Annotated in this window: 21 protein-coding genes; 2 read left to right on the top strand and 19 right to left on the bottom strand. The window is 42.5% G+C overall.

Annotated elements, in window-relative coordinates; genetic code table 11:
* Nucleotides 1-7: 7 nt before the first annotated feature.
* From D8790_RS02115 to D8790_RS02015, 19 genes are all read right to left on the bottom strand, one after another.
* Nucleotides 8-685, bottom strand: coding sequence for a CPBP family intramembrane glutamic endopeptidase (locus tag D8790_RS02115; protein ID WP_125387405.1), 678 nt, complete (start codon nt 683-685; stop codon nt 8-10).
* On the bottom strand, nt 682-1,158 hold the full coding sequence (locus D8790_RS02110) for a DUF6773 family protein (RefSeq protein ID WP_125387404.1): 477 nt from the start codon (nt 1,156-1,158) through the stop codon (nt 682-684). The genes D8790_RS02115 and D8790_RS02110 overlap by 4 nt, the downstream gene beginning before the upstream one ends.
* Nucleotides 1,159-1,202: 44 nt before the next feature.
* Entirely contained in the window at nt 1,203-1,697 is a 495-nt protein-coding gene (locus tag D8790_RS02105; protein ID WP_125379194.1) for a DUF6773 family protein, read from the bottom strand.
* A gap of 19 nt (nt 1,698-1,716) precedes the next feature.
* Nucleotides 1,717-1,914, bottom strand: coding sequence for a helix-turn-helix transcriptional regulator (locus D8790_RS02100; RefSeq protein WP_005591814.1), 198 nt, complete (start codon nt 1,912-1,914; stop codon nt 1,717-1,719).
* On the bottom strand, nt 1,898-2,098 hold the full coding sequence (locus D8790_RS02095) for a potassium transporter (protein ID WP_125387403.1): 201 nt from the start codon (nt 2,096-2,098) through the stop codon (nt 1,898-1,900). The genes D8790_RS02100 and D8790_RS02095 overlap by 17 nt, the downstream gene beginning before the upstream one ends.
* 134 nt (nt 2,099-2,232) lie before the next feature.
* On the bottom strand, nt 2,233-2,796 hold the full coding sequence (locus D8790_RS02090) for an ECF-type riboflavin transporter substrate-binding protein (protein WP_061910022.1): 564 nt from the start codon (nt 2,794-2,796) through the stop codon (nt 2,233-2,235).
* Between the two features lie 11 nt (nt 2,797-2,807).
* Nucleotides 2,808-3,653 carry an SAM hydrolase/SAM-dependent halogenase family protein gene (locus tag D8790_RS02085; RefSeq protein WP_015605665.1) on the bottom strand — a complete coding sequence of 282 codons (846 nt, stop codon included), beginning with the start codon at nt 3,651-3,653 and terminating at the stop codon, nt 2,808-2,810.
* Between the two features lie 225 nt (nt 3,654-3,878).
* Nucleotides 3,879-4,472 carry an MptD family putative ECF transporter S component gene (locus D8790_RS02080; protein WP_125387402.1) on the bottom strand — a complete coding sequence of 198 codons (594 nt, stop codon included), beginning with the start codon at nt 4,470-4,472 and terminating at the stop codon, nt 3,879-3,881.
* Nucleotides 4,473-4,986: 514 nt separating this feature from the next.
* A complete protein-coding gene (locus D8790_RS02070; protein ID WP_005591809.1) occupies nt 4,987-5,679 on the bottom strand; it encodes a methionine ABC transporter permease in 693 nt (230 codons plus the stop codon).
* A gap of 1 nt (nt 5,680) precedes the next feature.
* Entirely contained in the window at nt 5,681-6,745 is a 1,065-nt protein-coding gene (locus D8790_RS02065) for a methionine ABC transporter ATP-binding protein (protein ID WP_125387401.1), read from the bottom strand.
* A complete protein-coding gene (locus D8790_RS02060; RefSeq protein WP_125387400.1) occupies nt 6,735-8,111 on the bottom strand; it encodes a M20/M25/M40 family metallo-hydrolase in 1,377 nt (458 codons plus the stop codon). Before D8790_RS02060 ends, D8790_RS02065 begins: the two co-directional genes overlap by 11 nt.
* Before the next feature lie 206 nt (nt 8,112-8,317).
* Nucleotides 8,318-9,193 carry a MetQ/NlpA family ABC transporter substrate-binding protein gene (locus D8790_RS02055; protein WP_045500767.1) on the bottom strand — a complete coding sequence of 292 codons (876 nt, stop codon included), beginning with the start codon at nt 9,191-9,193 and terminating at the stop codon, nt 8,318-8,320.
* Nucleotides 9,194-9,279: 86 nt separating this feature from the next.
* Nucleotides 9,280-10,113: an amino acid ABC transporter substrate-binding protein gene (locus D8790_RS02050; protein WP_005592302.1), complete on the bottom strand. Its 834-nt coding sequence runs from the start codon at nt 10,111-10,113 to the stop codon at nt 9,280-9,282.
* A gap of 202 nt (nt 10,114-10,315) precedes the next feature.
* Nucleotides 10,316-11,452, bottom strand: a complete 1,137-nt coding sequence (locus D8790_RS02045) for an amidohydrolase (protein ID WP_125387399.1) — start codon at nt 11,450-11,452, stop codon at nt 10,316-10,318.
* Between the two features lie 109 nt (nt 11,453-11,561).
* On the bottom strand, nt 11,562-12,656 hold the full coding sequence (locus tag D8790_RS02040; RefSeq protein ID WP_185761888.1) for a DUF4352 domain-containing protein: 1,095 nt from the start codon (nt 12,654-12,656) through the stop codon (nt 11,562-11,564).
* Nucleotides 12,657-13,125: 469 nt separating this feature from the next.
* Nucleotides 13,126-13,686, bottom strand: a complete 561-nt coding sequence (locus D8790_RS02030) for a hypothetical protein (protein ID WP_125387398.1) — start codon at nt 13,684-13,686, stop codon at nt 13,126-13,128.
* Between the two features lie 28 nt (nt 13,687-13,714).
* Entirely contained in the window at nt 13,715-14,125 is a 411-nt protein-coding gene (locus D8790_RS02025) for a peptide deformylase (protein ID WP_125387397.1), read from the bottom strand.
* Between the two features lie 80 nt (nt 14,126-14,205).
* Complete coding sequence (gene scrK / locus D8790_RS02020) at nt 14,206-15,105, bottom strand: fructokinase ScrK (protein ID WP_061911497.1); 900 nt, start codon at nt 15,103-15,105, stop codon at nt 14,206-14,208.
* Nucleotides 15,106-15,264: 159 nt separating this feature from the next.
* A complete protein-coding gene (locus D8790_RS02015; RefSeq protein WP_005591796.1) occupies nt 15,265-17,151 on the bottom strand; it encodes a sucrose-specific PTS transporter subunit IIBC in 1,887 nt (628 codons plus the stop codon).
* A gap of 199 nt (nt 17,152-17,350) precedes the next feature.
* Between D8790_RS02015 and D8790_RS02005 the strand changes: the two genes are divergently transcribed.
* Both D8790_RS02005 and D8790_RS02000 read left to right on the top strand, forming a co-directional pair.
* On the top strand, nt 17,351-18,805 hold the full coding sequence (locus D8790_RS02005) for a sucrose-6-phosphate hydrolase (protein ID WP_125387396.1): 1,455 nt from the start codon (nt 17,351-17,353) through the stop codon (nt 18,803-18,805).
* Nucleotides 18,786-19,751 (top strand): LacI family DNA-binding transcriptional regulator, encoded by a 966-nt coding sequence (locus D8790_RS02000; RefSeq protein WP_125387395.1) that lies wholly within the window; start codon nt 18,786-18,788, stop codon nt 19,749-19,751. Before D8790_RS02005 ends, D8790_RS02000 begins: the two co-directional genes overlap by 20 nt.
* The last annotated feature ends 149 nt before the right edge of the window (nt 19,752-19,900 follow it).

Raw genomic sequence — 19,900 nt, 5'->3', positions numbered from 1 at the left:
CAAGCTCCTATACTTCTACTCCAAAAATAGTAATTAACAACATAAGAATGGCAGGAATTCCGTTATTTATCATGTGAACTGCGATACTGACTTCCAAGCGCCGAGTTCGACAAGCCAGCAAGGTCAAAATCACAGAAGCACCGCCATAAATCACAAAAGACATGATATTGGTTGGACCATGAAAAATCGCAAAAAGCAGTCCGCCTATGATATAGCCCCAGCTTTCATAGCCTTTAAAGATTTTTAGAGGAATAATGCCACGGAAAATAATTTCTTCTGCGATGGGCGCTAAAATTCCAAGCATGATGGACAATAAAATTACATCCCCTCTTCGGAACTCCTCCATCAAAGATGCCTGATTAGCCGTTGTCACTTCTCCATGCAGCCATCGGAGTAGTACCGTCCCAAGGACAGATATGAGCAACATGCCTAAGAGGCTGAGAGCAATTCGTTTCCCGTCTCCTTTTTGAAAAATTTTTCCAGATGGAGATAGGATGCCAGTTTTCTCTGCTACCGTGACAAATACCAGTAAAATGAGGATTATCAGCGAAAGCCCAAGACCAATGGTCCATTGTTTGGGAAATTGATAAGTTATTGCTAGCTGCTGAAACAGCATAGGGAGGATATACAAGGCCAAGGCTAAAAAAGCGCAGCCAACCCAGATCAATCGTTTCCACCAAGTCATTCTTCATCCTCCAATTCCTGATCGAGCTTTGCCTGACCTTTGCCGTTTAGGTAAAGACTGATCTTGTCCATGGTCAAGCTTCCAAGCATAAACAGTAGCATTGCAAGAGCCAGCTTGAGCAGATACAAAATGCTTAACATACTAGCCAGATTTTCTCGCTGACCAAAGAAATCAATGCCCATAACGATGAGAACAAAGACGACTCCACCGCCAAAACGCTCTGGCCATTTTTCCTCTCTCACCATATCACCAACATCAATGCCTAGGCTTACACGACGAAGCAAGGCATATAGACCTACTAGGGTAAGCAGAATACCTTCTGGCAGATAGGCCAGCAAGCTTAGATGAAGGACATAGGCTTTGAAAAATACAGAGATAGCCAAGAAAAGAAACATTCCTAGTACTAACTCCCCCGCAACTTTGCCGTCCAATTTTTCTGTTCGTTCATCTTTTATAACAGGCTGCTTCTTCATTTTCTTTCTCACTTTCTTATTTATAAGTTAAAGATTCATTGATTCTAATTCTCATCATTTTCTAGTTCTTGGTCTAATAAAAGCTGTCTCTTCTGATAAAAATAATCGACCAACTGATCAAATATACTAGAAAAGGCAGTTAGCAAAGCTACAATAAAAATAAATTGCAAAATTGGATGATGGCGAAAGAATGGTCGAAGAGCTGAATTTCCACTCCACATCTGAACAGCCACGATTACAATCGCTAAGATAGCTCCGTTAGCCAAACGACTTCTGAAACTCCTATGCCCAATAGATGGCTTGTCGCGTCTGATATCAAGTCCCAACTGCCAGCTACGAATTCCAGCATAGATTTCCATAGACAAAATAACTAGAATTTCCGGTAAGTAGCCTTCGACTGGCACATGCCAAATCATAATTTTGATAAAAATAGAGATAAGGAGCAAGATAATCGCAAAAAATGCAACTTCATTTCCTAATTTTCGCTCAAGTTGTAGAGTCCGCTCGTCTGTATAGACTTTTTGTGGTTTGTCCTTCATTTTCTTTCTCACTTTCCTACTATTCTTCCCAAAACAACTGATCCAGCGTTTTATTGAGGCATTTGCAAATGGCCAAGCATAGACTAAGACTGGGATTGTACTTGCCTGCCTCAATCAGGCCAATGGTCTGACGAGTCACACCAATGGCATCAGCCAAGTCGCCTTGAGTCATGTCATGCTCAGCCCTTGCCATTTTTAACCTAAGATTTTTTGCCATGGTCACCATCCTTTTCGTATTTCTTTTGCCCGCCTATGGCGTAGGAAGTAGAGCCAAGGGCGACATCAGCACAAGCGATTATGATAAAGGTTTGATCTTTCTGAATCATGCCAACTACTAGTAGAACTATCGCCGATACAAGACAAATAAGTAGTGTAAGCAGATTATTCCCTTTCTTATTCATATTTGCGCTCCTTTCGTCTTCATAAATCCATTATACAATATATTTTAAATAATGCAATATATAAATTACATTTTGTTTTTTATTTTGTACAAAAAAAGATTGGGACTTTCCCAATCTTTAATTATCTAATTTGATTAATCTTTCTTAAGGCTGCCTGAGCGAGTCTGAGTACGAGCGTAGGCTAGTAAGAGCAAGGTTCCTGCTACGGCAACTGTCACTCCATTGGACAGAGTTGCCACAAAGCCTTGCACAAAGACCTTATTGACCGGCTCGCTATAAATCAAGATATCTCCAATTGGAGCGACCAAGAGCCAGACAAAAGCATTGGCCAAAAGCTGGAAGATATTGAAGTTGACGATGTCCTTCACTTCAAAAACACCTTCTGCTGCACGAATGCGATTTTTAAACAAACCGAGAATGAAACCAAAGAAGGCACTAGCGATAATCCATGACCACCAGAGACCGTAGCCAGCCATAGCGTCTTTGATAACGTGACCAATCAAGCCCATCAGGAAGCCGACAAAGGGGCCAAAAACGACACTAAAGAGAGCCTGAACCGCATATTGCAACTGAATACTGGTATTTGGGACAGGTGTTGGAATGCTAATCATTCCGATAACTACAAAAAGTGCAGCTCCAATCCCCGTTGCAACGACTTCTTTAATGGTAAACTTTGTATCTAACAATTTCTTTTTCATAATGTTCTCCTTTAATTTTCTATACGTTTAATCTCAATATGCCATTGAGCACCAACACCAACATTATAGGCCTTGGCAAAGGAACCTTGGTTAATAGCCAAGCCTACCCGATAGAGGGAATTGATGTATAAAATTGGCTGACCAATACGGACATCCGCAAAGGACTTGCCATAGGTCACTTGGTTTTGATAAACCAGCATATCATTGTTGTAAATAGTAACTTCGAAACGGTCGCCAAAGTTTGGCTCCAAGGTGCAGAACTCCTCGCGCGTAATCGAAGTCCAAAGGGAACCAAAGCGAACATCCAAAATGTCAATAGCTCCACTGACCAAATTATCCGCTAGCCTTGTTTCGACAACAGGGATTTCGACAATTTCTTCGACACTCAACTCTGGGCCAACTTCCTCAAAACTGATATGGCCGCTAGCCAGCTTTGCACCTGTGTAGGCATAGACATCTCGCCCATGAAAGGTATAAGAATGCTCGGTATTCTTACGGCGATTTTCCACCTCAGAGATTTCACGAATGGCTACGATGCCGACATGTTTTTTGATAAAGGACAGCGTTCCATTATCGGGAGTTACGATATATTGATTTTTGCTGGTCTTAGCAACCACGCTTTTCCGCTTGGAACCCACTCCCGGATCCACGACCGAAACAAAGGTCGTTCCCTCTGGCCAATAATCTACCGTCTGAAAGAGACGATAACTACCCTCAAAGATATTGTAAGGGGTGATATCATGGGTCAAATGATGGATTTTCAGCGTTGGTGATTCCTCCAAAGCCACTCCAATCATAGCTGACACTGCTCCATCTACCAGACCGAAGTCCGACTGCAGCACTAATATGTTGTTCATCTTATTCCTCCCAGGCCCTAAGCCTGATATTCTCCAAGTCTTCTAATCTTACCAAAATTAGGCTCTTTTCGCTAGAGCTGGAGGCATAGAATTTTTTTATAACCGTCTATTTCTCAAAGATATAGCATGCAAGCTAGTTTTTTTCTGGATCAAACTTATGCCAGAACAATTCCTTGAGTAAGCTAAGATAGGAAAGTCCGGCAACTTTTATCTTGCTTAACTTTTTTATGACTGAAAATCAGCTTTTTCACTGCGTTTCTTTACCAGATATTGGCCCAGCAGACCACCGATTAAAGCACCTGCCACTACCATCACGATAAAACTAGCAATGGTCGGGAAATCCAACGGCAGCAAAATCCGATTGATGTATTCTGCTGTCTTGCCACGCGCCACCAAGCTATCAATATAAGCCTGACGCGCTAACCACATGAGGATAATAGGGCCCGAATTGACAAAAGAGAAACAAACAAAAGAAAGCAGATTCCAGAATTTATTTTCGTATTTGCCCATGCCTGCAATCGTGTCTGCCAAAAGACCGAACACCAAGCCCGGCAGACCAGCAATCATAAAATGACCAGACAGGAGGAAAAAGCCTCCCATTATTAGGCCTACTAAGCTGATCGCTCCAAATTTTTTAATCTTGCTTTGCAGCAACATATAAACGCTTCCGCCAAAAACTGCAGCAAAGACTGGAGCATAGAGCATATTGCCAGCATTGTCAAAAAAGTGACCTACTAGTACTCCTAGTCCGACACAGAGAAAGTAGAGCAGAGCAAAGACTCCCGTCCATTTCAACTCTTTCAGTGTTAACGATGTCATTATTGAATCCTTTCTAATTGTGAAACTAAAACTTCATAAAACTATTGATAGCTATATCCTTGATACGTGCAAATGCGCATTTCATGCTTTGCCATCCTTCCTGCAGGAGGAAGTTCTAGCAAGGTTTGTAGATCTAGCATCCTTGATAAGCTTTCTTCCTAGGAAAACTAGTTGTTTATTAAAGCAACTTTCCTCGGCATGGGCAAAATCCAGCACTGCCAAGAAGTAATGTATTATGCTATTTTTCTATACGTAGCTTTATTTATTATAGCATTATGAAAATAGAATGTAAATTAAATTTTCAGACTTTTCAAAGGATGATAGTTGACAAAAGGAGGCTGGGACAAAAGTCCTAGCCTCTAAATTGTATTTGGATTGTCGAGCAAGACGCAGTGGTTGAGTAGGGTTCTATTACGCTGATTTCATCAGCGTAATAGAACCCTACTCAACTGTGCGGAGGTGGGACGACGAAATCGAATTCTAACGAATTACCGATTTCTGTCCCACTCTCTGTCTAGCGATGACTGATCTTTCTAGTTAGGAAATCTCCCAGAAACTGGATAAAGAAGATAAGAAGTAAGAGCAAAACAGTCGCTAAAATGGTCACGTCTTGGTTGAAACGTTGATAACCGTAGGCAATCGCTACGTTCCCAAGGCCGCCTGCACCGATCGCTCCCGCCATAGCTGTTTCACCAACTAGAGAGATTAGGGTCACTGTTGTCACCCGAATCAAGTCTGGTAAGCCTTCACGCAGGTAAACGCCGATGATATCCCATGAGTTAGCCCCAACTGCCTGCGCTGCTTCAATCACACCACGGTCTAATTCTGATAGAACCACCTGCACCTGACGGGCAAAGAAAGGGAAGACCGCCAAAGATAGTGGCACCAAAGCTGCTGTTGGACCAATCCCTGTCCCCACAATCATCCGTGTGAAAGGATTGATTAAAGCTAGGAGAATGATAAAGGGAATTGCCCGAAAGATGGATGTGACCTTATCCAAGATGAAAAAGGCTGTTTTATTTTCTAAAATACCCCCTGGCGCTGTCAATACCAGGAAAAGTCCAGCGATCAAACCTAGAATGCCACCGATCAGGAAAGAAATAATCGTCATATAAAGGGTCAAATAAATCGCTGTTCCCCAGCCAGCCTGACCAGCCCAGCCCATTTTATAGACGTTAGGCAAAAATGTTTTAATCAAGTCTATCAATCTAAATTCCTCCCTTAAGCACCTTTAATTCTACGCCAGCAGCTTGTAAATTGCTTTGAGCAGACGCAAGATTTTCTGCATTTCCTGACAAAATGACTACCATCTCCCCGACAGGAACATTGTCTAAAATCTCAATGTTAGCATGTAAAATATTGGCTGAAACTTGATACTGTTTGTAGATATCGTTGATAATGGCTGTATCTGTCACTGTACCAGCATACTTCAAATGCGCCAAGACAGAATCCGCTGGCAGATCTTGCACAATCTTCTGTTGATTGATTTTAACCATCGCTTCAGTGATACCTGTTGCCGTTGTGATAAAGTCTTGGGTCAATTTGTTCTGCGGATTGGTAAAAATATCCAAAACCGAGCCTTCCTCGATCAATTTCCCATTCTGCATAACAGCCACGCGATTAGCAATATCTTTTACAATCTGCATTTCGTGCGTGATGAGTACAATCGTCAGCCCCAACTTTTGATTCAAATCCTGAAGCAAGGCCAAAATTTGCTTGGTTGTTTTAGGATCCAATGCCGAAGTCGCTTCATCTGAAATTAAGATTTTCGGATCATTAGCCAAGGCTCTAGCAATCGCCACGCGCTGCTTCTGACCGCCAGACAGCTGAGACGGATAATTATCCGCTCGATCTTCCAGACCAACCAATTCTAAAAGTTTGCGAACCTTCTCCTCTTTTTCAGCAGCAGACAAGGAAGAGTGCTTCAAGGCAAATGCGACATTTTCTTTAGCCGTCATCTGGGCCATCAGATTGAAATGCTGGAAAATCATGCCAATGTCCTTGCGCTTTTCCCGCAGTTGAGCCGCATTCAATTGGACGCTCTCCTTGTCATATAGGACTGTTCCATCTACAGTAATGCGACCACCAGATGGCTTTTGCAGAAGGTTAATAACCCGCACCAAAGTTGACTTTCCGGCACCAGAATAACCCACGATACCGTAAATATCCCCCTGATTGATGTGAATGGTCACATCTTCAACCGCCTTGATGACACGATTTTTCTGTGTAAAAGTGACATCTATACGGTCTAATTTGATAATTTCATTGCTCATAACTTCTGATTAACTCCTTGATTAATTCAATATGGGTATAATAATCGGCAATCTTGACATTTTCATCGCCACCATGATCCCGACTGTTAGCATTTCCCAAACCAAAGGCAGCCATCGGAACTTCCAAAGCCTCAAAGACTGTATGCATGGGGCCTGTTCCTGCCGATGTCGGAAGCACCGAGATGCCCTCTGGATAAAAATCCTTGGCCAGTTCAATCACATTCAGGATAGAAGGAGCACTCATATCGCTACGATAGCTCATTTCTCCCAATGTATAAGTTAATTCTACCTTATCATAGCCATTTTTGTCCAGTTGCTTACGAATCTTGTCCAAGACATCATGGGGCTCTAAGCCTGGTACCAAGCGCACTTCCATCTTGGCAGATGCATATGCTGGGAGGATGGTTTTGACTCCTTGCCCCTGATAGCCCGAACCGAAGCCTTCAATGTTAATGGCTGGCTCAAAATAGAAGCGACGCAGAAATTCCTGCCTGTCCTCTTTCAAGACTGGAAGCTGGAGGCCGTAAATTTCCTTCAACTCTTCTGGTGTCTTCAGAGCGTACTGGGCAATCAGAGCTAGCTCTCGCTCATTGGGCTCCTGTACTTGCTCATAGATACCCTCCACCAAAATTTGACCGTCAGCACTACGCAGGCTAGAGATAGCATCCATCAAGTACCAAGAAGCTGAATTAATGACACCGCCATAGCTAGAATGAATATCGACTTCCGCACTGCGAACAGACATATCAAAGGTGACAATCCCCTTATTTCCACCAGAAATTTCAAGCTGACCTAGATTATTACGCGTGCCCTGCTCCCAGACCAGCAGATCTGCTCCCCGCAAATGTTTCTTATGCTTGGCCAGATATTTATCCAAGTCTGTTGAAGCCGACTCCTCTGCTCCCTCCATCATGAAGATGATATTGACTGGCAGCGAACCATGCTCTCGGATATACTTACGTACCGCTGTCAAACGCGCAGTAATGTGCCCTTTGTCATCATCGACCCCGCGACCATACATAACACCGTAGTGGACTGACAGAGTAAAAGGATTGTTGGTCCAAGGCTGGTCATTATCGGCCGGCACTGTATCATAGTGGTGATAGAAAATGATAGTCTTGGCCTCAGGATTGTCCGACTGAAACTCTGCCAATACAAAGGGAGCCGTGTAACTGTCATCAATCATCACTTTAGCACCCGCGGCAGTGAAAATTTCTCCCAGATAGGTAGCTACCTCCTTGAGCCCAATTTGCTGGGCAAAGATAGACTTTTTAGAAATCAAAGTCCGCAACACTTCAAAATAGTGTTGGGCCACCTCATCATTTTCAAACTTTTTAATTTGTTCACTCTCAGTTGAGAAAGGCATGTGTAACTCCTACTAATCGCATCTGTTTAAAGATTATCTGCTATGATTCACGAAAGATCAAAGACTTGCTGTCAGGTAAGTCTGTGACTCTGCGTTTTAATATTGCTAAGTCATCTCCGCTGATAAAAACTCTAACTAATAGCAGATAAAGGGCTGGAGAAATCCATTCCCCGCCCTTTCTATCTTCAATTATTTTCTATAAAATCTTACCAAACTGGTTGATCCATACCATCTGAAGATTCTTCAATGACTTTTTTAACTTCGTCAGTATGGTAAGCCTTGATGATTTTCTTGATGGCATCTGCCTTGTCAGATTTTTCCCAATCTTTCTTAGCAGCAATCAGGTTGTACCACAGTTTAGAATTTTCATCTGTCTTTTCTTTGTAAAGAGCGCTCTTGTAGTCAATACCAGCTTCACGAACGAAGGTATTGTTGACAACCGCTGCATCTACAGAAGTAAGAGAAGCTGCTGTTTGAGAAGCATCCAATTCAGAAATTTTCAAGTTTTTCTTGTTTTCTTTGATGTTAGCAACAGTCGCAAGTTTCGTTGAATCCACGTCCAACTTAATTAAACCAGCTGCTTGAAGAAGGTTCAAGGCACGGCTTTCGTTTGTTGCATCGTTTGGTACGGCAATGCTTCCGTTTTCTGGAATATCTTTTACATCAGTATATTTGTTTTTGCCATCTTTAGTACCAGAGTAAAGGCGAATTGGTGCGATATACGTATCTGCTACAGACACCAAATCAGCATTGTTTTCTTTATTCCAGTTTTTCAAGTAGTAGTAATGCTGGAAGGCATTGATGTCTACATCGCCATCGCGAACTGCTTGGTTAGGTTGAGAATAGTCTGTAAATTGGGTGAACTCCAATTTAACACCTGCTTTATCCTTATCAAGGATTTCTTGAACCTTGTTCCAACGTGCTTCTTCTGTATCGCTGAGGCTCATCACACCAACTTTTACAGTCACTGTTGCACTGTCTGCTGACTTAGCGTTTTTTGATGTTGAAGACGAGCAAGCTGCCAAACCAAATGCTGCTACAGCTAAGAGTGCTGTTGCGCCAAACCATTTTTTCAATTTCATGAGATAATCTCCTTATAAAATATATTTTTTTCTAGTGAAAGGGTTGTAAGTTATTTCCAATTGCTTAAGGCAAAGAAAATCAAAACTTACTTGATATCCTTGGCATCTGGCAAATAAGTGCCGCCAAAGAATTCTTTTGATAATTTTTCAAGTGTTCCATCCTCGTAAAGTTCCTTGATCCGCTTGTTCATGAAGGTTTGAAGCTCTTCTTGTCCTGAAGCAAGGATTGGATAAACATAGGGTTGTTGGTCACTTGGAAGTTCAATCACTTCGACATTATCTAAACCTTGGTCTTTGATGATGGTATCTACTGTGATACGTTCAAAGATCTTGTAGTCTGAACGGCCATCATTCAAATTAGCTAGGATTTGCTGGATTGTACCATCTGTATAGTTGATAGTTGTTGGGTTTGAACTGTGCTCTTCATTGTACTTTTCCAACTGCTTAGCTGTTGAAGTACCTTGAACAACCTCAGTAGATTTGCCTCCGATATCGTCTAGCGACTTGATATTCACTCCTTTACGAACCACCAAGACGGTTGGGTTTTTAGCGTAAGGGTTGGTATAGAGGTATTTACCAGCACGGTCTTCTGAATAACTGATGTTATTGGCACCAATTTGGTAGCGGTCACTATCCAAGCCAGAGAAAACAGAAGCCCATTTGGTTTTGTTGAAGTTGACTTCGTACTTATCTGAACCTTTGAAGATTTCACGAAGCACTTCAATTTCGTAACCAGTTAGTTTTCCGTCCTTATCCTCATAAGAGAAAGGCTTGGTTGTTCCAACCGTTCCGACTTCAATCGTCTTTTTCTTTGTAGCACTATCTTTACTTGCAGAAGACGAGCAGGCTACAAGCAGCCCAACTGCAAGACTTCCTACCACAGCAGTGGCAGTGTATTTCAATATTTTTTTAATATTCATATCCCTATCTCCTCCTAAAGAGCATGTTTCTATCATACCAAAAGTCGAAAATCCTGACCATTATATATTTTTTATCAAGGTGATAGATTTTCTTTATCACTGATTCGATGATTCAAACTATGAAAATATCGAAATCTTGTTTTTTTATGATAACAAAAGAAGAGGAGCTTGCCTAGTTCTTATTTTCTATGAAAGACTATAGTTATTTCTTATAGTGTTTGAGGAGAAAGAGGGCGTTTTCGACATAGTAAGGCACGGAGACCTGAAAGGCCGCATCGTCAATCGTCATGCTATCATGGTGCAGGTCAGGTGCATCTGCTGCACCATTTGAGCCAATAAAAGCAAAGACACCAGGGATTCTTTCTTGATAAAAGGCAAAGTCTTCGCCAGCTGAAGACGGCTGAGCAGGCAGTAGCTCCCCGATATTCTGAGAATTTTTGAAAATAAGCTCGGCTAATTCTGGATCATTATAGGTCACTGGCGGAGTCTGATCCCAGACAATGGTGACCTTAGCACCAAAATTCTCCGCCGTGTGCTCCACAATACGGATAAAATCCGCCTTCAAACACTTTTGCAAATCAGGATTAAAACAACGAATGGTGCCTTCAAAAAAGCCATTTTGCGGCAGGACATTCCAAGTCGCCCCAGCCTCAATGTGGGTCACCGATAAAACAACTGGCTCAAAGGGCGAGACAGTCCGAGAAACCAGTGCCTGAAGATTTTGAATCATGCTGGTCAAGGTCAGCACCGTATCCACTCCCAAATCTGGTCGAGCCGCATGGCTACTGACTCCCTCCACAGTCACCTTAAACTTCTCTACGCCTGCCATCATAGCTCTCGGCTTCAAGGCTATTTGCCCAGCTTTTAACTGGGGCATATTGTGAAAACCAATAATCGCAACTACATCATCCAGCAAACCCGTAGCCAGAACTTGACTGGCTCCTTGAGAGGTTTCCTCGGCTGGCTGAAAAATCAGGCGAATGGTTCCCTGTAAATCTTCTTCCATAGCCTTGAGCAACTCCGCCGCTCCCAGAAGACTAGTCTGATGAAAATCATGACCGCAGGCATGCATGACACCAGGATTTTGGCTAGCGTAAGGCAGACCTGTCTGCTCTATAATGGGCAGGGCATCAATATCTGCTCTCAAGGCGATAACTGGTTCTCCCTGACCGATTTCGGAAATCAAGCCCGTCTCTAGGCCAGAGTCCAAGATTTTTATCCCCAAGTCTTGCAAATAACGGCTTAGAAAGGCCGTTGTTTCATATTCTTGGCCAGACAGCTCTGGATGCTGATGGAGATGATGACGCGTTTTTACTAATTTATCATAGAATTTTTTCATGGTAGACTCCTTTACTCTACATATCTACCCTCCAGTATAGCACAAAGCTAGGCTAGGAAACAAAATAAAATAGAGAACAGAATGAAGCATCTGCCCTCTCATCTTGCTATTAAGATATATCGCCTTCAAAAGCTCTGACGATAGATTCATAAGAATAATCACGCTCTAGGACCCATTTGCCATCTGTTTTGACAAATTTCAACTGATAATCTCGCTCTGGTGTAAGGAGAGGACGTGAATCCATTCCAGCCATCATGTCATTAGCATAGCTCTTATCGGTAGCTTTATAGACGTCACTCAGACTTCCATATTCAGAGCGATGTTTGTCATAAAAATCTTGACGGTAGGTATACATGGTTTTATTTAGACTGACCGTTCTCGGTTTGATCTTGATAACGATTGAATTTGGCATGTACTGCGCTACTGTGTAATCAATTTCTGCGCGTTTGGCATTACTTTTCACATAGGCATCAATGAAAGCATTGATTTCATCATCACTAAATGGATAGTCATGCAATTTACGTGTAAAATCTGCTGCAAAAGCTGCTCTATAATCTTTTTTATCTTGCTCCAAATCTCCGCCTAAAACCAAATCACCTTTATCTTTAGAAGATTTTGTCTTGGCTTCTCCTCCCAAGAAAACAGCATTGAGGTAATCAGAAGCTAATTTCTTTGATTCGTCAACATGATTCGGATATTTCGCAGGATCAACTTTTAGTTTGATGGGTTCTGCTTTTTCATCGGAGCCGTAGGATTTCTTCTCATAGTGAAGTTCATATTTCTTGCCATCTTCAACCTTAAAGACCAGATTACCAGAAAGAGTCTTTCCTTCCGCTAAATCTTCATAGCTCAGTGTTTTAAAGTTTTCTTTGTCGTCATAGACTCCGACCGGCTGGATCTTTTCTCCCTCTGAGTCATAAAAACCAATGTCAGAGGAGGAAATCATAATCTTATCATTTGTTTTATTTTTAATTTCCAAAGACAAGGCCAAGTATTTGGCATCAGCTGATCCGTTGCTTGGCATAATAAACTGACCATCCTTAATCTGGATATCAACCTGCCCATTGCTGGCTGATTTTTTGACAGTCGTTTCCTGGCTTGGCTTACCAGAATGTTTTTTATTTGGACTTGGAAGCAAAGCACAGGCTGTTAAGCTCACACCTGCCACAAGCAAGGCTGTGTATTTGAATACTTTTTTCATCATTGTCTCCTTAATTTCTTAATGCTGTGACTTTTCTATTTTATCATACTTGGCTAAACTGGTAAATAGCGTTTAAAATTACCATCATGTAAAAATGCATCCTTGCAATCTCTAAAATGACCAAGCAGATCAAATGAAAATTTTAAAGTGCGGTCTTAAGTAAAACAGGCAACATTTCTAACTCTCATATTAAGAAATTGGTTACAAAAAAGAGAGTGGGACAGAAATCGGTAATTCGTTAGAATTCGATTTCGTCGTCCCACCTCCGCACAGTTGAGTAGGGCTGTAAAAGCTGATGAAATCAGCGTAGTAGAGCCCACTCAACCACTGCGTCTTGCTCGACAATCCAAAGACAATTGAGAGGCTAGGACTTTTGTCCCAGCCTCCTTTATCTTTTATCCAACTAATCTTACATCGATAAAATAAGCAGATCAAATCCCTGCTCTAGAATAATCTTCCTCATCATTCATTTCTATGGAAAGAGCCACTTGATATGAGGCGCAAGATTGGAAATTTCTTGATGAAGTTCATTGAAGCTAGCATTTTTCACATCATCCAAGTCCAAAGAGACCGCACTCTCCTCTTGATTTTTAGGATAGAAATATAAAATTCGACTGCCCGGTTCTGACCTAGATCCATAGAAATCGTATTCAATTTGCTCAATCTCCTGCCACAAGAAGTACTTCTCTCTTTTAGCAGATAAGCCTCTCAGCCTTATTCCCATCTCATCCATCTCTAAAATCGGTGGTTTATGATTCGAAATATAGCCTAGAACGATCATAAAAATAGCGGTTATGCCCATTCCCCAATAGAGCGGATTGAGCATATTGTTGCTTTCTTCAGTAATCTGCCTGCTTCTTTGGTCTTCTTTGTTGGTAGAAGCCCTATGAACCAGTTGATTAGCACTATTTTGACTTGTTGACTCAAGGGAGGCCTTATCCATAGATACAAAAGCCATGATAAAAAAGATAGCAAAGAGTAAGAGAAAGCCTATGGCATAAAATTTTGCTCCATCGCGCTGATATACTTTCATTCTATTCCTATCCTTTCCAGATATATTCCTATATGAGAATTCCTTCCAAATGATCCAATTCGTGCTGGCAGATTTGCGCTGGAAAATCCTCTAACGTGATGGTCTTCTTCAGCCAATTCTGATCCAGATATTCGACAGTGATTTTCTGGTAACGAATGATTGACCGACTGCCTGTCAAGGATAGACAGCCCTCTTCCGTTTCATAAGGGCCAGACTTCTGAATAAGAACTGGATTAAACATGACTATGGGCAACATACCATACATAAAAATAATCACCCGCTTTTGGAAACCGATCATATTGGCAGCAAGACCGACACAAGACTCTCTATGAGCCAACAAGGTATCCTGCAAATCTTGGGCTAAAAATAGGTCAGCCTTTGTAGCTGGGACCGATTTTTGCTGTAAAAATAAAGGATCTTTCACAATTGCTTTTTGCATATTTCACCTCAAATGGAAGAGGCTGGATTCCCTATCTCAGCCTCCTTTGTTTATTTGAAAACTCTCAACGTCTTATTTACTTATTTTGCATAGCGTTCGCTAATATCTTTTGCGAGGACAAAATTTCCTAGTGTAGCCGAGCCATTTCCTGCGACAGCCGGTGTAACAATGTAATCACGCACATCTGGCACTGGCAGATAACCATTGAGCAGGACAGTAAATTTTTCACGGACACGGTCCAACATGTGCTGTTGCGCCATCACACCACCACCAAAGACAATGACATCCGGACGGAAGGTCACCGTTGCTTGAATAGCTGCCTGCGCAATATAGTACGCCTGGATATCCCAGACAGAATTATTGAGCTCAATGTTTTCACCACGCACACCCGTCCGCGCTTCTAAGCTAGGACCTGCTGCTAAGCCTTCCAAACATCCCTTGTGGAAAGGACAGACGCCGTTAAAGCCTTTTTCCTCATCCATCGGGTGCTTAGCCACATAGTAGTGGCCCATTTCTGGGTGGCCTGTACCCCCAACAAATTCACCACGTTGGATAGCACCAGCACCAATCCCTGTTCCAATCGTATAATAAACCAGATTTTCAATGCGACCACCAGCATTGTTACGGGCTACAACTTCACCATAAGCTGAGCTGTTGACATCTGTCGTAAAGTAGATTGGCACATTCAAAGCACGACGAAGCGCTCCCACGATATCTACATTGGCCCAATGTGGTTTTGGAGTTGTCGTAATGTAGCCATATGTTTTTGAATTAGGGTCAATATCAATTGGACCGAAAGAGCCGACTGCCAGACCTGCTAAATTGTCAAAACGAGAGAAAAACTCAATCGTTTTATCTAGCGTCTCAATCGGCGTAGTTGTAGGAAACTGTGTTTTTTCTACAACATTAAAATTTTCATCGCCCACAGCACAGATAAACTTCGTTCCACCGGCTTCTAAACTTCCGTATAATTTTGTCATTTCAAACACCTCTTGTATTCTTTATACTCCATTATAGCATATTTCCCTATTGGAAATGGCTCTATATTTTAGATTTTCCTCTGTAAATCTTAGCACTCAAGTAAAAAACGAACAAACATAAGTTGTTCGTTTTCCTTTGTTGACTTTCTATAGCTAAGATTAAGCTTTCACTTCAATAATCGCATCGCCTTTAGCAACAGTTCCTTCTGCTACTGGAGTCACAGATGCGTAGTCAGCTGTGTTAGTCACGATAACCATAGTCGTGTCATCCAGACCAGCTGCTGCGATTTTAGCTGAATCAAAAGTTCCAATAATATCGCCAGCTTTGACTTTAGAACCTTGAGAAACTTTTTGATCAAATCCTTCGCCATTCATAGACACTGTGTCAATACCAACGTGGATCAGGATTTCAGCACCATTAGCTGTCTTCAAACCATAAGCATGGCCTGTCGCAAAAGCAATTGTCACTTCTGCATCGGCTGGGGCATAAACGACACCTTCAGTTGGTTTGATCGCAATCCCTTGACCCATTGCTCCGCTTGAGAAAACAGGATCATTTACATCGCTCAAAGCTACTGCACTACCAACGATTGGAGAAATGATTGTTTCATCTTGGAGAGCTGCTGGAACATTACCAGTTGTTTCTTCTTCGACAAGGCGCTCTGTAGTAGCATTTGTAGCAACTTCAGCTTCATCTTCGTAACCAAACATGTAAGTAAGAGCAAAACCAAGAGCAAATGATACAGCTACCATGAAGAGATATTGGAAGAGCTGTCCATTACCGATGTAAAGCATGGTACCTGGGATGATGGTGATACCATTACCAGTACCAGCAAGTCCAAGGATAGAAGCCAATCCACCACCGACAGCACCAGCGATCAATGAAAGGAAGAATGGTTTGCGGTAACGCAAGTTAACCCCGAAGATGGCAGGCTCTGTAATACCAAGGAAGGCAGAGAGAGCAGCTGGGAAGGCAAGAGTTTTAAGTTTAGGATTTTTAGTTTTGACACCAACAGCAACGGTTGCAGCACCTTGAGCTGTCATAGCTGCAGTGATGATAGCGTTGAATGGGTTAGCATGGTCAGCTGCGAGCAATTGTACTTCAAGCAAGTTGAAGATATGGTGTACACCTGATACGACAATCAATTGGTGAACTCCGCCGATCAGCAAACCACCTAGACCGAATGGCAAACCAAGAATAGCTTTTGTACCAATAAGGATGTAGTTTTCAACAACGTGGAAGACTGGTCCGATCACGAAAAGTCCAAGAATTGACATCACCAAAAGGGTTACAAATGGTGTGACCAAAAGATCCAAGACATCTGGCACAACCTTACGGACAGCTTTTTCAAACTTAGCTCCGACAACCCCGATAATGAAGGCTGGAAGAACAGAACCTTGCAAACCAACGACTGGGATGAAGCCGAAGAATTTCATTGCAGTCACTTCACCACCAGAAGCAACAGCCCAAGCATTTGGAAGTGAGCCTGAAACAAGCATCATACCAAGAACGATACCAACGGCTGGATTTCCACCGAATACACGGAAGGTTGACCAAACCACCAAACCTGGTAGGATAATGAAGGCTGTATCTGTTAAGATTTGAGTATAGGTCGTTACATCATCTGGAAGCGTCATTCCAAGAGCGTTCAAGAGACCACGAACACCCATGAAGAGACCAGTTGCTACGATAACTGGGATGATTGGTACAAAGACATCACCGAAAGTACGGATGGCACGTTGGAACCAATTCCCTTGCTTAGCAGCTTCTGCTTTCATGTCATCTTTTGATGAAGTTGGCAAACCTAAGGCTACAACTTCGTCATAGATTTTATTAACCGTACCAGTACCAAAGATGATTTGGTATTGGCCTGAGTTAAAGAAAGCTCCCTGAACTTTTTCTAGATTCTCGACAGTATTTTTGTCGATCTTTCCTTCATCTTTAACCATAACGCGCAGACGAGTCGCACAGTGGGCTACACTGTTAACGTTCTCACGTCCACCCAAGGCTTCGATGACCTTTTTTGCAATTTCAGTATTGTTCATTTGCAAAAATCTCCTTATAAAAATATTGTAAAACTTTTTGAAAGCGATTTTATCACCTTTACGAATATTATTTTACCATGATTCAGAGATATGTCAAGCGTTTTGCAGAAAAAATATTTTTTTACTATTAAATGTTGATTTTTCAGCAGAAAACGTTTACTATAGTAATAAGAAATAATATGATTCGGAGGACAAAAGATTGGCTTGGACGACTGAAAAACGCTACAAACGCTATGAAGACTGGACTCAGGAAGAGCTACAGCAGATCAAAGAAAACATCGCTAAATCTCCTTGGCGGACTAACTACCATGTGGAGCCTCAGACAGGTCTGCTCAATGACCCCAACGGCTTCTCTTATTTTGACGGCAAGTGGGTGGTTTTCTACCAAAACTTTCCTTTCGGGGCTGCCCACGGTCTCAAGTGCTGGGTTCAATTAGAAAGCGATGACCTAGTTCACTTCACTGAAACCGGCCTTCGGGTGCTGCCAGATACTGCTCTGGACAGCCACGGTGCCTACTCAGGCTCTGCCATGCAGTTTGACGACAAGCTCTTTCTCTTCTACACTGGCAATGTTCGTGATGAAAATTGGGTGCGTCACCCCTATCAAATCGGTGCCTTGTTAGACAAATCAGGCAAGCTCGAAAAAATCGGCAAGGTTTTGATTGAGCAGCCTGCTGAAGCGACCGACCACTTCCGCGATCCACAGATTTTCAATTACAAAGGGCAATTCTATGCCATTGTCGGTGGGCAAAATCTAGATAAACAAGGCTATGTCAAGCTTTACAAGGCAATTGATAACGACTATACCAACTGGGAAGCCGTTGGCGATTTGGACTTTGCCAATGACAAGACGGCCTATATGATGGAGTGTCCTAATCTAGTCTTTATCAATGACCAGCCAATCCTGCTCTACTGCCCTCAAGGTTTGTCTAAGGACGTACTGGACTATGGCAACATTTATCCAAATATGTATAAAATAGGTCAATCGTTTGACACAAATCAAGCTGCTATGATTAATCCTAGCCCTATCCAAAATCTGGATTATGGTTTCGACTGCTACGCGACCCAAGCCTTTAACGCACCTGACGGTCGTGCTCTGGCTGTCAGCTGGCTAGGTTTGCCTGATGTCGAATACCCATCTGACCGCTTCGACCATCAGGGTGTCTTCTCTCTCGTCAAGGAATTAACCCTGAAAGACGGCAAGCTCTACCAATACCCAGTGCCTGCTATCAAGAATTTGCGAGCAGAGGAACAGCCTTTCACTCCTTTGGCAGAAAGTAAGAACAGCTACGAACTAGAGCTAAATCTCGCTGCGGATACCGAACACGAAGTCGTCCTCTTTGCAGACAAGGACGGCAAGGGTCTACGCATCAACTTCGACCTCAAGGCAGGGAAAGTGACAGTTGACCGCAGTCAGGCGGGTGAACCTTTCGCTCTGGACTTTGGAACCAGCCGAAGCTGTGATATTGACAAAGAAGCAACAATCGCTACTATCTTCATCGATAAATCAATTTTTGAAATTTTCATCAATAAAGGAGAGAAAGTATTTTCCGGCCGTGTCTTCCCAAGAGAAGACCAGACAGGCATTGCCATTACCAAGGGCAATCCAACCGGTACTTACTATGAATTAGATTATGGTCGCAAAGCTAACTGATGTAGCAAAACTAGCAGGAGTCAGCCCTACAACTGTTTCCCGCGTCATCAACAGGAAAGGCTACTTATCTGATAAAACTATTTCCAAGGTTGAGGCAGCCATGCGAGAGTTGGCTTACAAGCCCAACAATCTGGCGCGCAGCCTCCAAGGAAAATCAGCCAAACTAATTGGACTCATTTTTCCCAATATCAGCAATGTCTTTTATGCAGAATTGATTGGCAAGCTAGAGCACGAGCTCTTTAAACAGGGATATAAAACTATCATTTGCAATAGCGAGCACGACTCTGACAAGGAGCGTGAATACCTTGAGATGCTCGAGGCCAATCAGGTGGACGGCATCATTTCCGGCAGTCACAATCTAGGCATCGAAGACTACAATCGCGTGACTGCTCCCATCATTTCCTTTGACCGTAACCTTTCACCAGATATTCCAGTTGTCTCCTCAGACAACTATGGCGGCGGAGTGCTGGCAGCTCAGACCTTGGTCAAGGCTGGCGCCCAAAACATCATCATGATTACTGGTAATGACAACTCCAATTCCCCAACTGGGCTGCGCCATGCTGGCTTCGCCTCTGTTCTACCAGACGCTCCAATCATCAATGTCTCTAGCGATTATTCTCCCGTCCGCAAGGAAATGGAAATCAAGCATATTTTAACCTATGAGAAGCCAGATGCTATCTTTGCTTCAGATGATTTGACAGCCATTCTAGTGATGAAAGTCGCTCAGGAGCTGGACATCCAGATTCCTAAAGATTTAAAAATCATCGGCTACGATGGCACCTACTTTGTGGAGAACTATTATCCTCAATTAGCGACTATTAAACAGCCGCTGAAGGATATTGCCAAACTTTTGGTCGATTTATTGCTACAAAAAATTGACAAGCAAGAAGTCACAACGACTGGCTACTTCCTACCTGTGAACCTCTTGCCAGGCAAAAGTGTGTAATTTTCATTCAATCCCTACTAAATAAGAAAATACGACTTCCATTTTGGAAGTCGTATTTTTATCTATCACGGCTGAAAAATATGAATTTCTACAACTGCTGAGTTTGGGACAAAAGTCCTAGCCTCTCAATTGTCTTTGGATTGTCGAGC

It is taken from the genome of Streptococcus cristatus (genome assembly GCF_003943535.1).
Lineage (GTDB): Bacteria > Bacillota > Bacilli > Lactobacillales > Streptococcaceae > Streptococcus > Streptococcus cristatus_L.
This window is presented reverse-complemented; position numbering and strand designations above follow the sequence as displayed.

Coding starts and splice junctions, on each gene's coding strand:
- D8790_RS02115 (WP_125387405.1), bottom strand. CDS start 685: ATGACTTGGTGGAAACGATTGATCTGGGTTGGCTGCGCTTTTTTAGCC.
- D8790_RS02110 (WP_125387404.1), bottom strand. CDS start 1,158: ATGAAGAAGCAGCCTGTTATAAAAGATGAACGAACAGAAAAATTGGAC.
- D8790_RS02105 (WP_125379194.1), bottom strand. CDS start 1,697: ATGAAGGACAAACCACAAAAAGTCTATACAGACGAGCGGACTCTACAA.
- D8790_RS02100 (WP_005591814.1), bottom strand. CDS start 1,914: ATGGCAAAAAATCTTAGGTTAAAAATGGCAAGGGCTGAGCATGACATG.
- D8790_RS02095 (WP_125387403.1), bottom strand. CDS start 2,098: ATGAATAAGAAAGGGAATAATCTGCTTACACTACTTATTTGTCTTGTA.
- D8790_RS02090 (WP_061910022.1), bottom strand. CDS start 2,796: ATGAAAAAGAAATTGTTAGATACAAAGTTTACCATTAAAGAAGTCGTT.
- D8790_RS02085 (WP_015605665.1), bottom strand. CDS start 3,653: ATGAACAACATATTAGTGCTGCAGTCGGACTTCGGTCTGGTAGATGGA.
- D8790_RS02080 (WP_125387402.1), bottom strand. CDS start 4,472: ATGACATCGTTAACACTGAAAGAGTTGAAATGGACGGGAGTCTTTGCT.
- D8790_RS02065 (WP_125387401.1), bottom strand. CDS start 6,745: ATGAGCAATGAAATTATCAAATTAGACCGTATAGATGTCACTTTTACA.
- D8790_RS02060 (WP_125387400.1), bottom strand. CDS start 8,111: ATGCCTTTCTCAACTGAGAGTGAACAAATTAAAAAGTTTGAAAATGAT.
- D8790_RS02055 (WP_045500767.1), bottom strand. CDS start 9,193: ATGAAATTGAAAAAATGGTTTGGCGCAACAGCACTCTTAGCTGTAGCA.
- D8790_RS02050 (WP_005592302.1), bottom strand. CDS start 10,113: ATGAATATTAAAAAAATATTGAAATACACTGCCACTGCTGTGGTAGGA.
- D8790_RS02045 (WP_125387399.1), bottom strand. CDS start 11,452: ATGAAAAAATTCTATGATAAATTAGTAAAAACGCGTCATCATCTCCAT.
- D8790_RS02040 (WP_185761888.1), bottom strand. CDS start 12,656: ATGATGAAAAAAGTATTCAAATACACAGCCTTGCTTGTGGCAGGTGTG.
- D8790_RS02030 (WP_125387398.1), bottom strand. CDS start 13,686: ATGAAAGTATATCAGCGCGATGGAGCAAAATTTTATGCCATAGGCTTT.
- D8790_RS02025 (WP_125387397.1), bottom strand. CDS start 14,125: ATGCAAAAAGCAATTGTGAAAGATCCTTTATTTTTACAGCAAAAATCG.
- scrK (WP_061911497.1), bottom strand. CDS start 15,105: ATGACAAAATTATACGGAAGTTTAGAAGCCGGTGGAACGAAGTTTATC.
- D8790_RS02015 (WP_005591796.1), bottom strand. CDS start 17,151: ATGAACAATACTGAAATTGCAAAAAAGGTCATCGAAGCCTTGGGTGGA.
- D8790_RS02000 (WP_125387395.1), top strand. CDS start 18,786: ATGGTCGCAAAGCTAACTGATGTAGCAAAACTAGCAGGAGTCAGCCCT.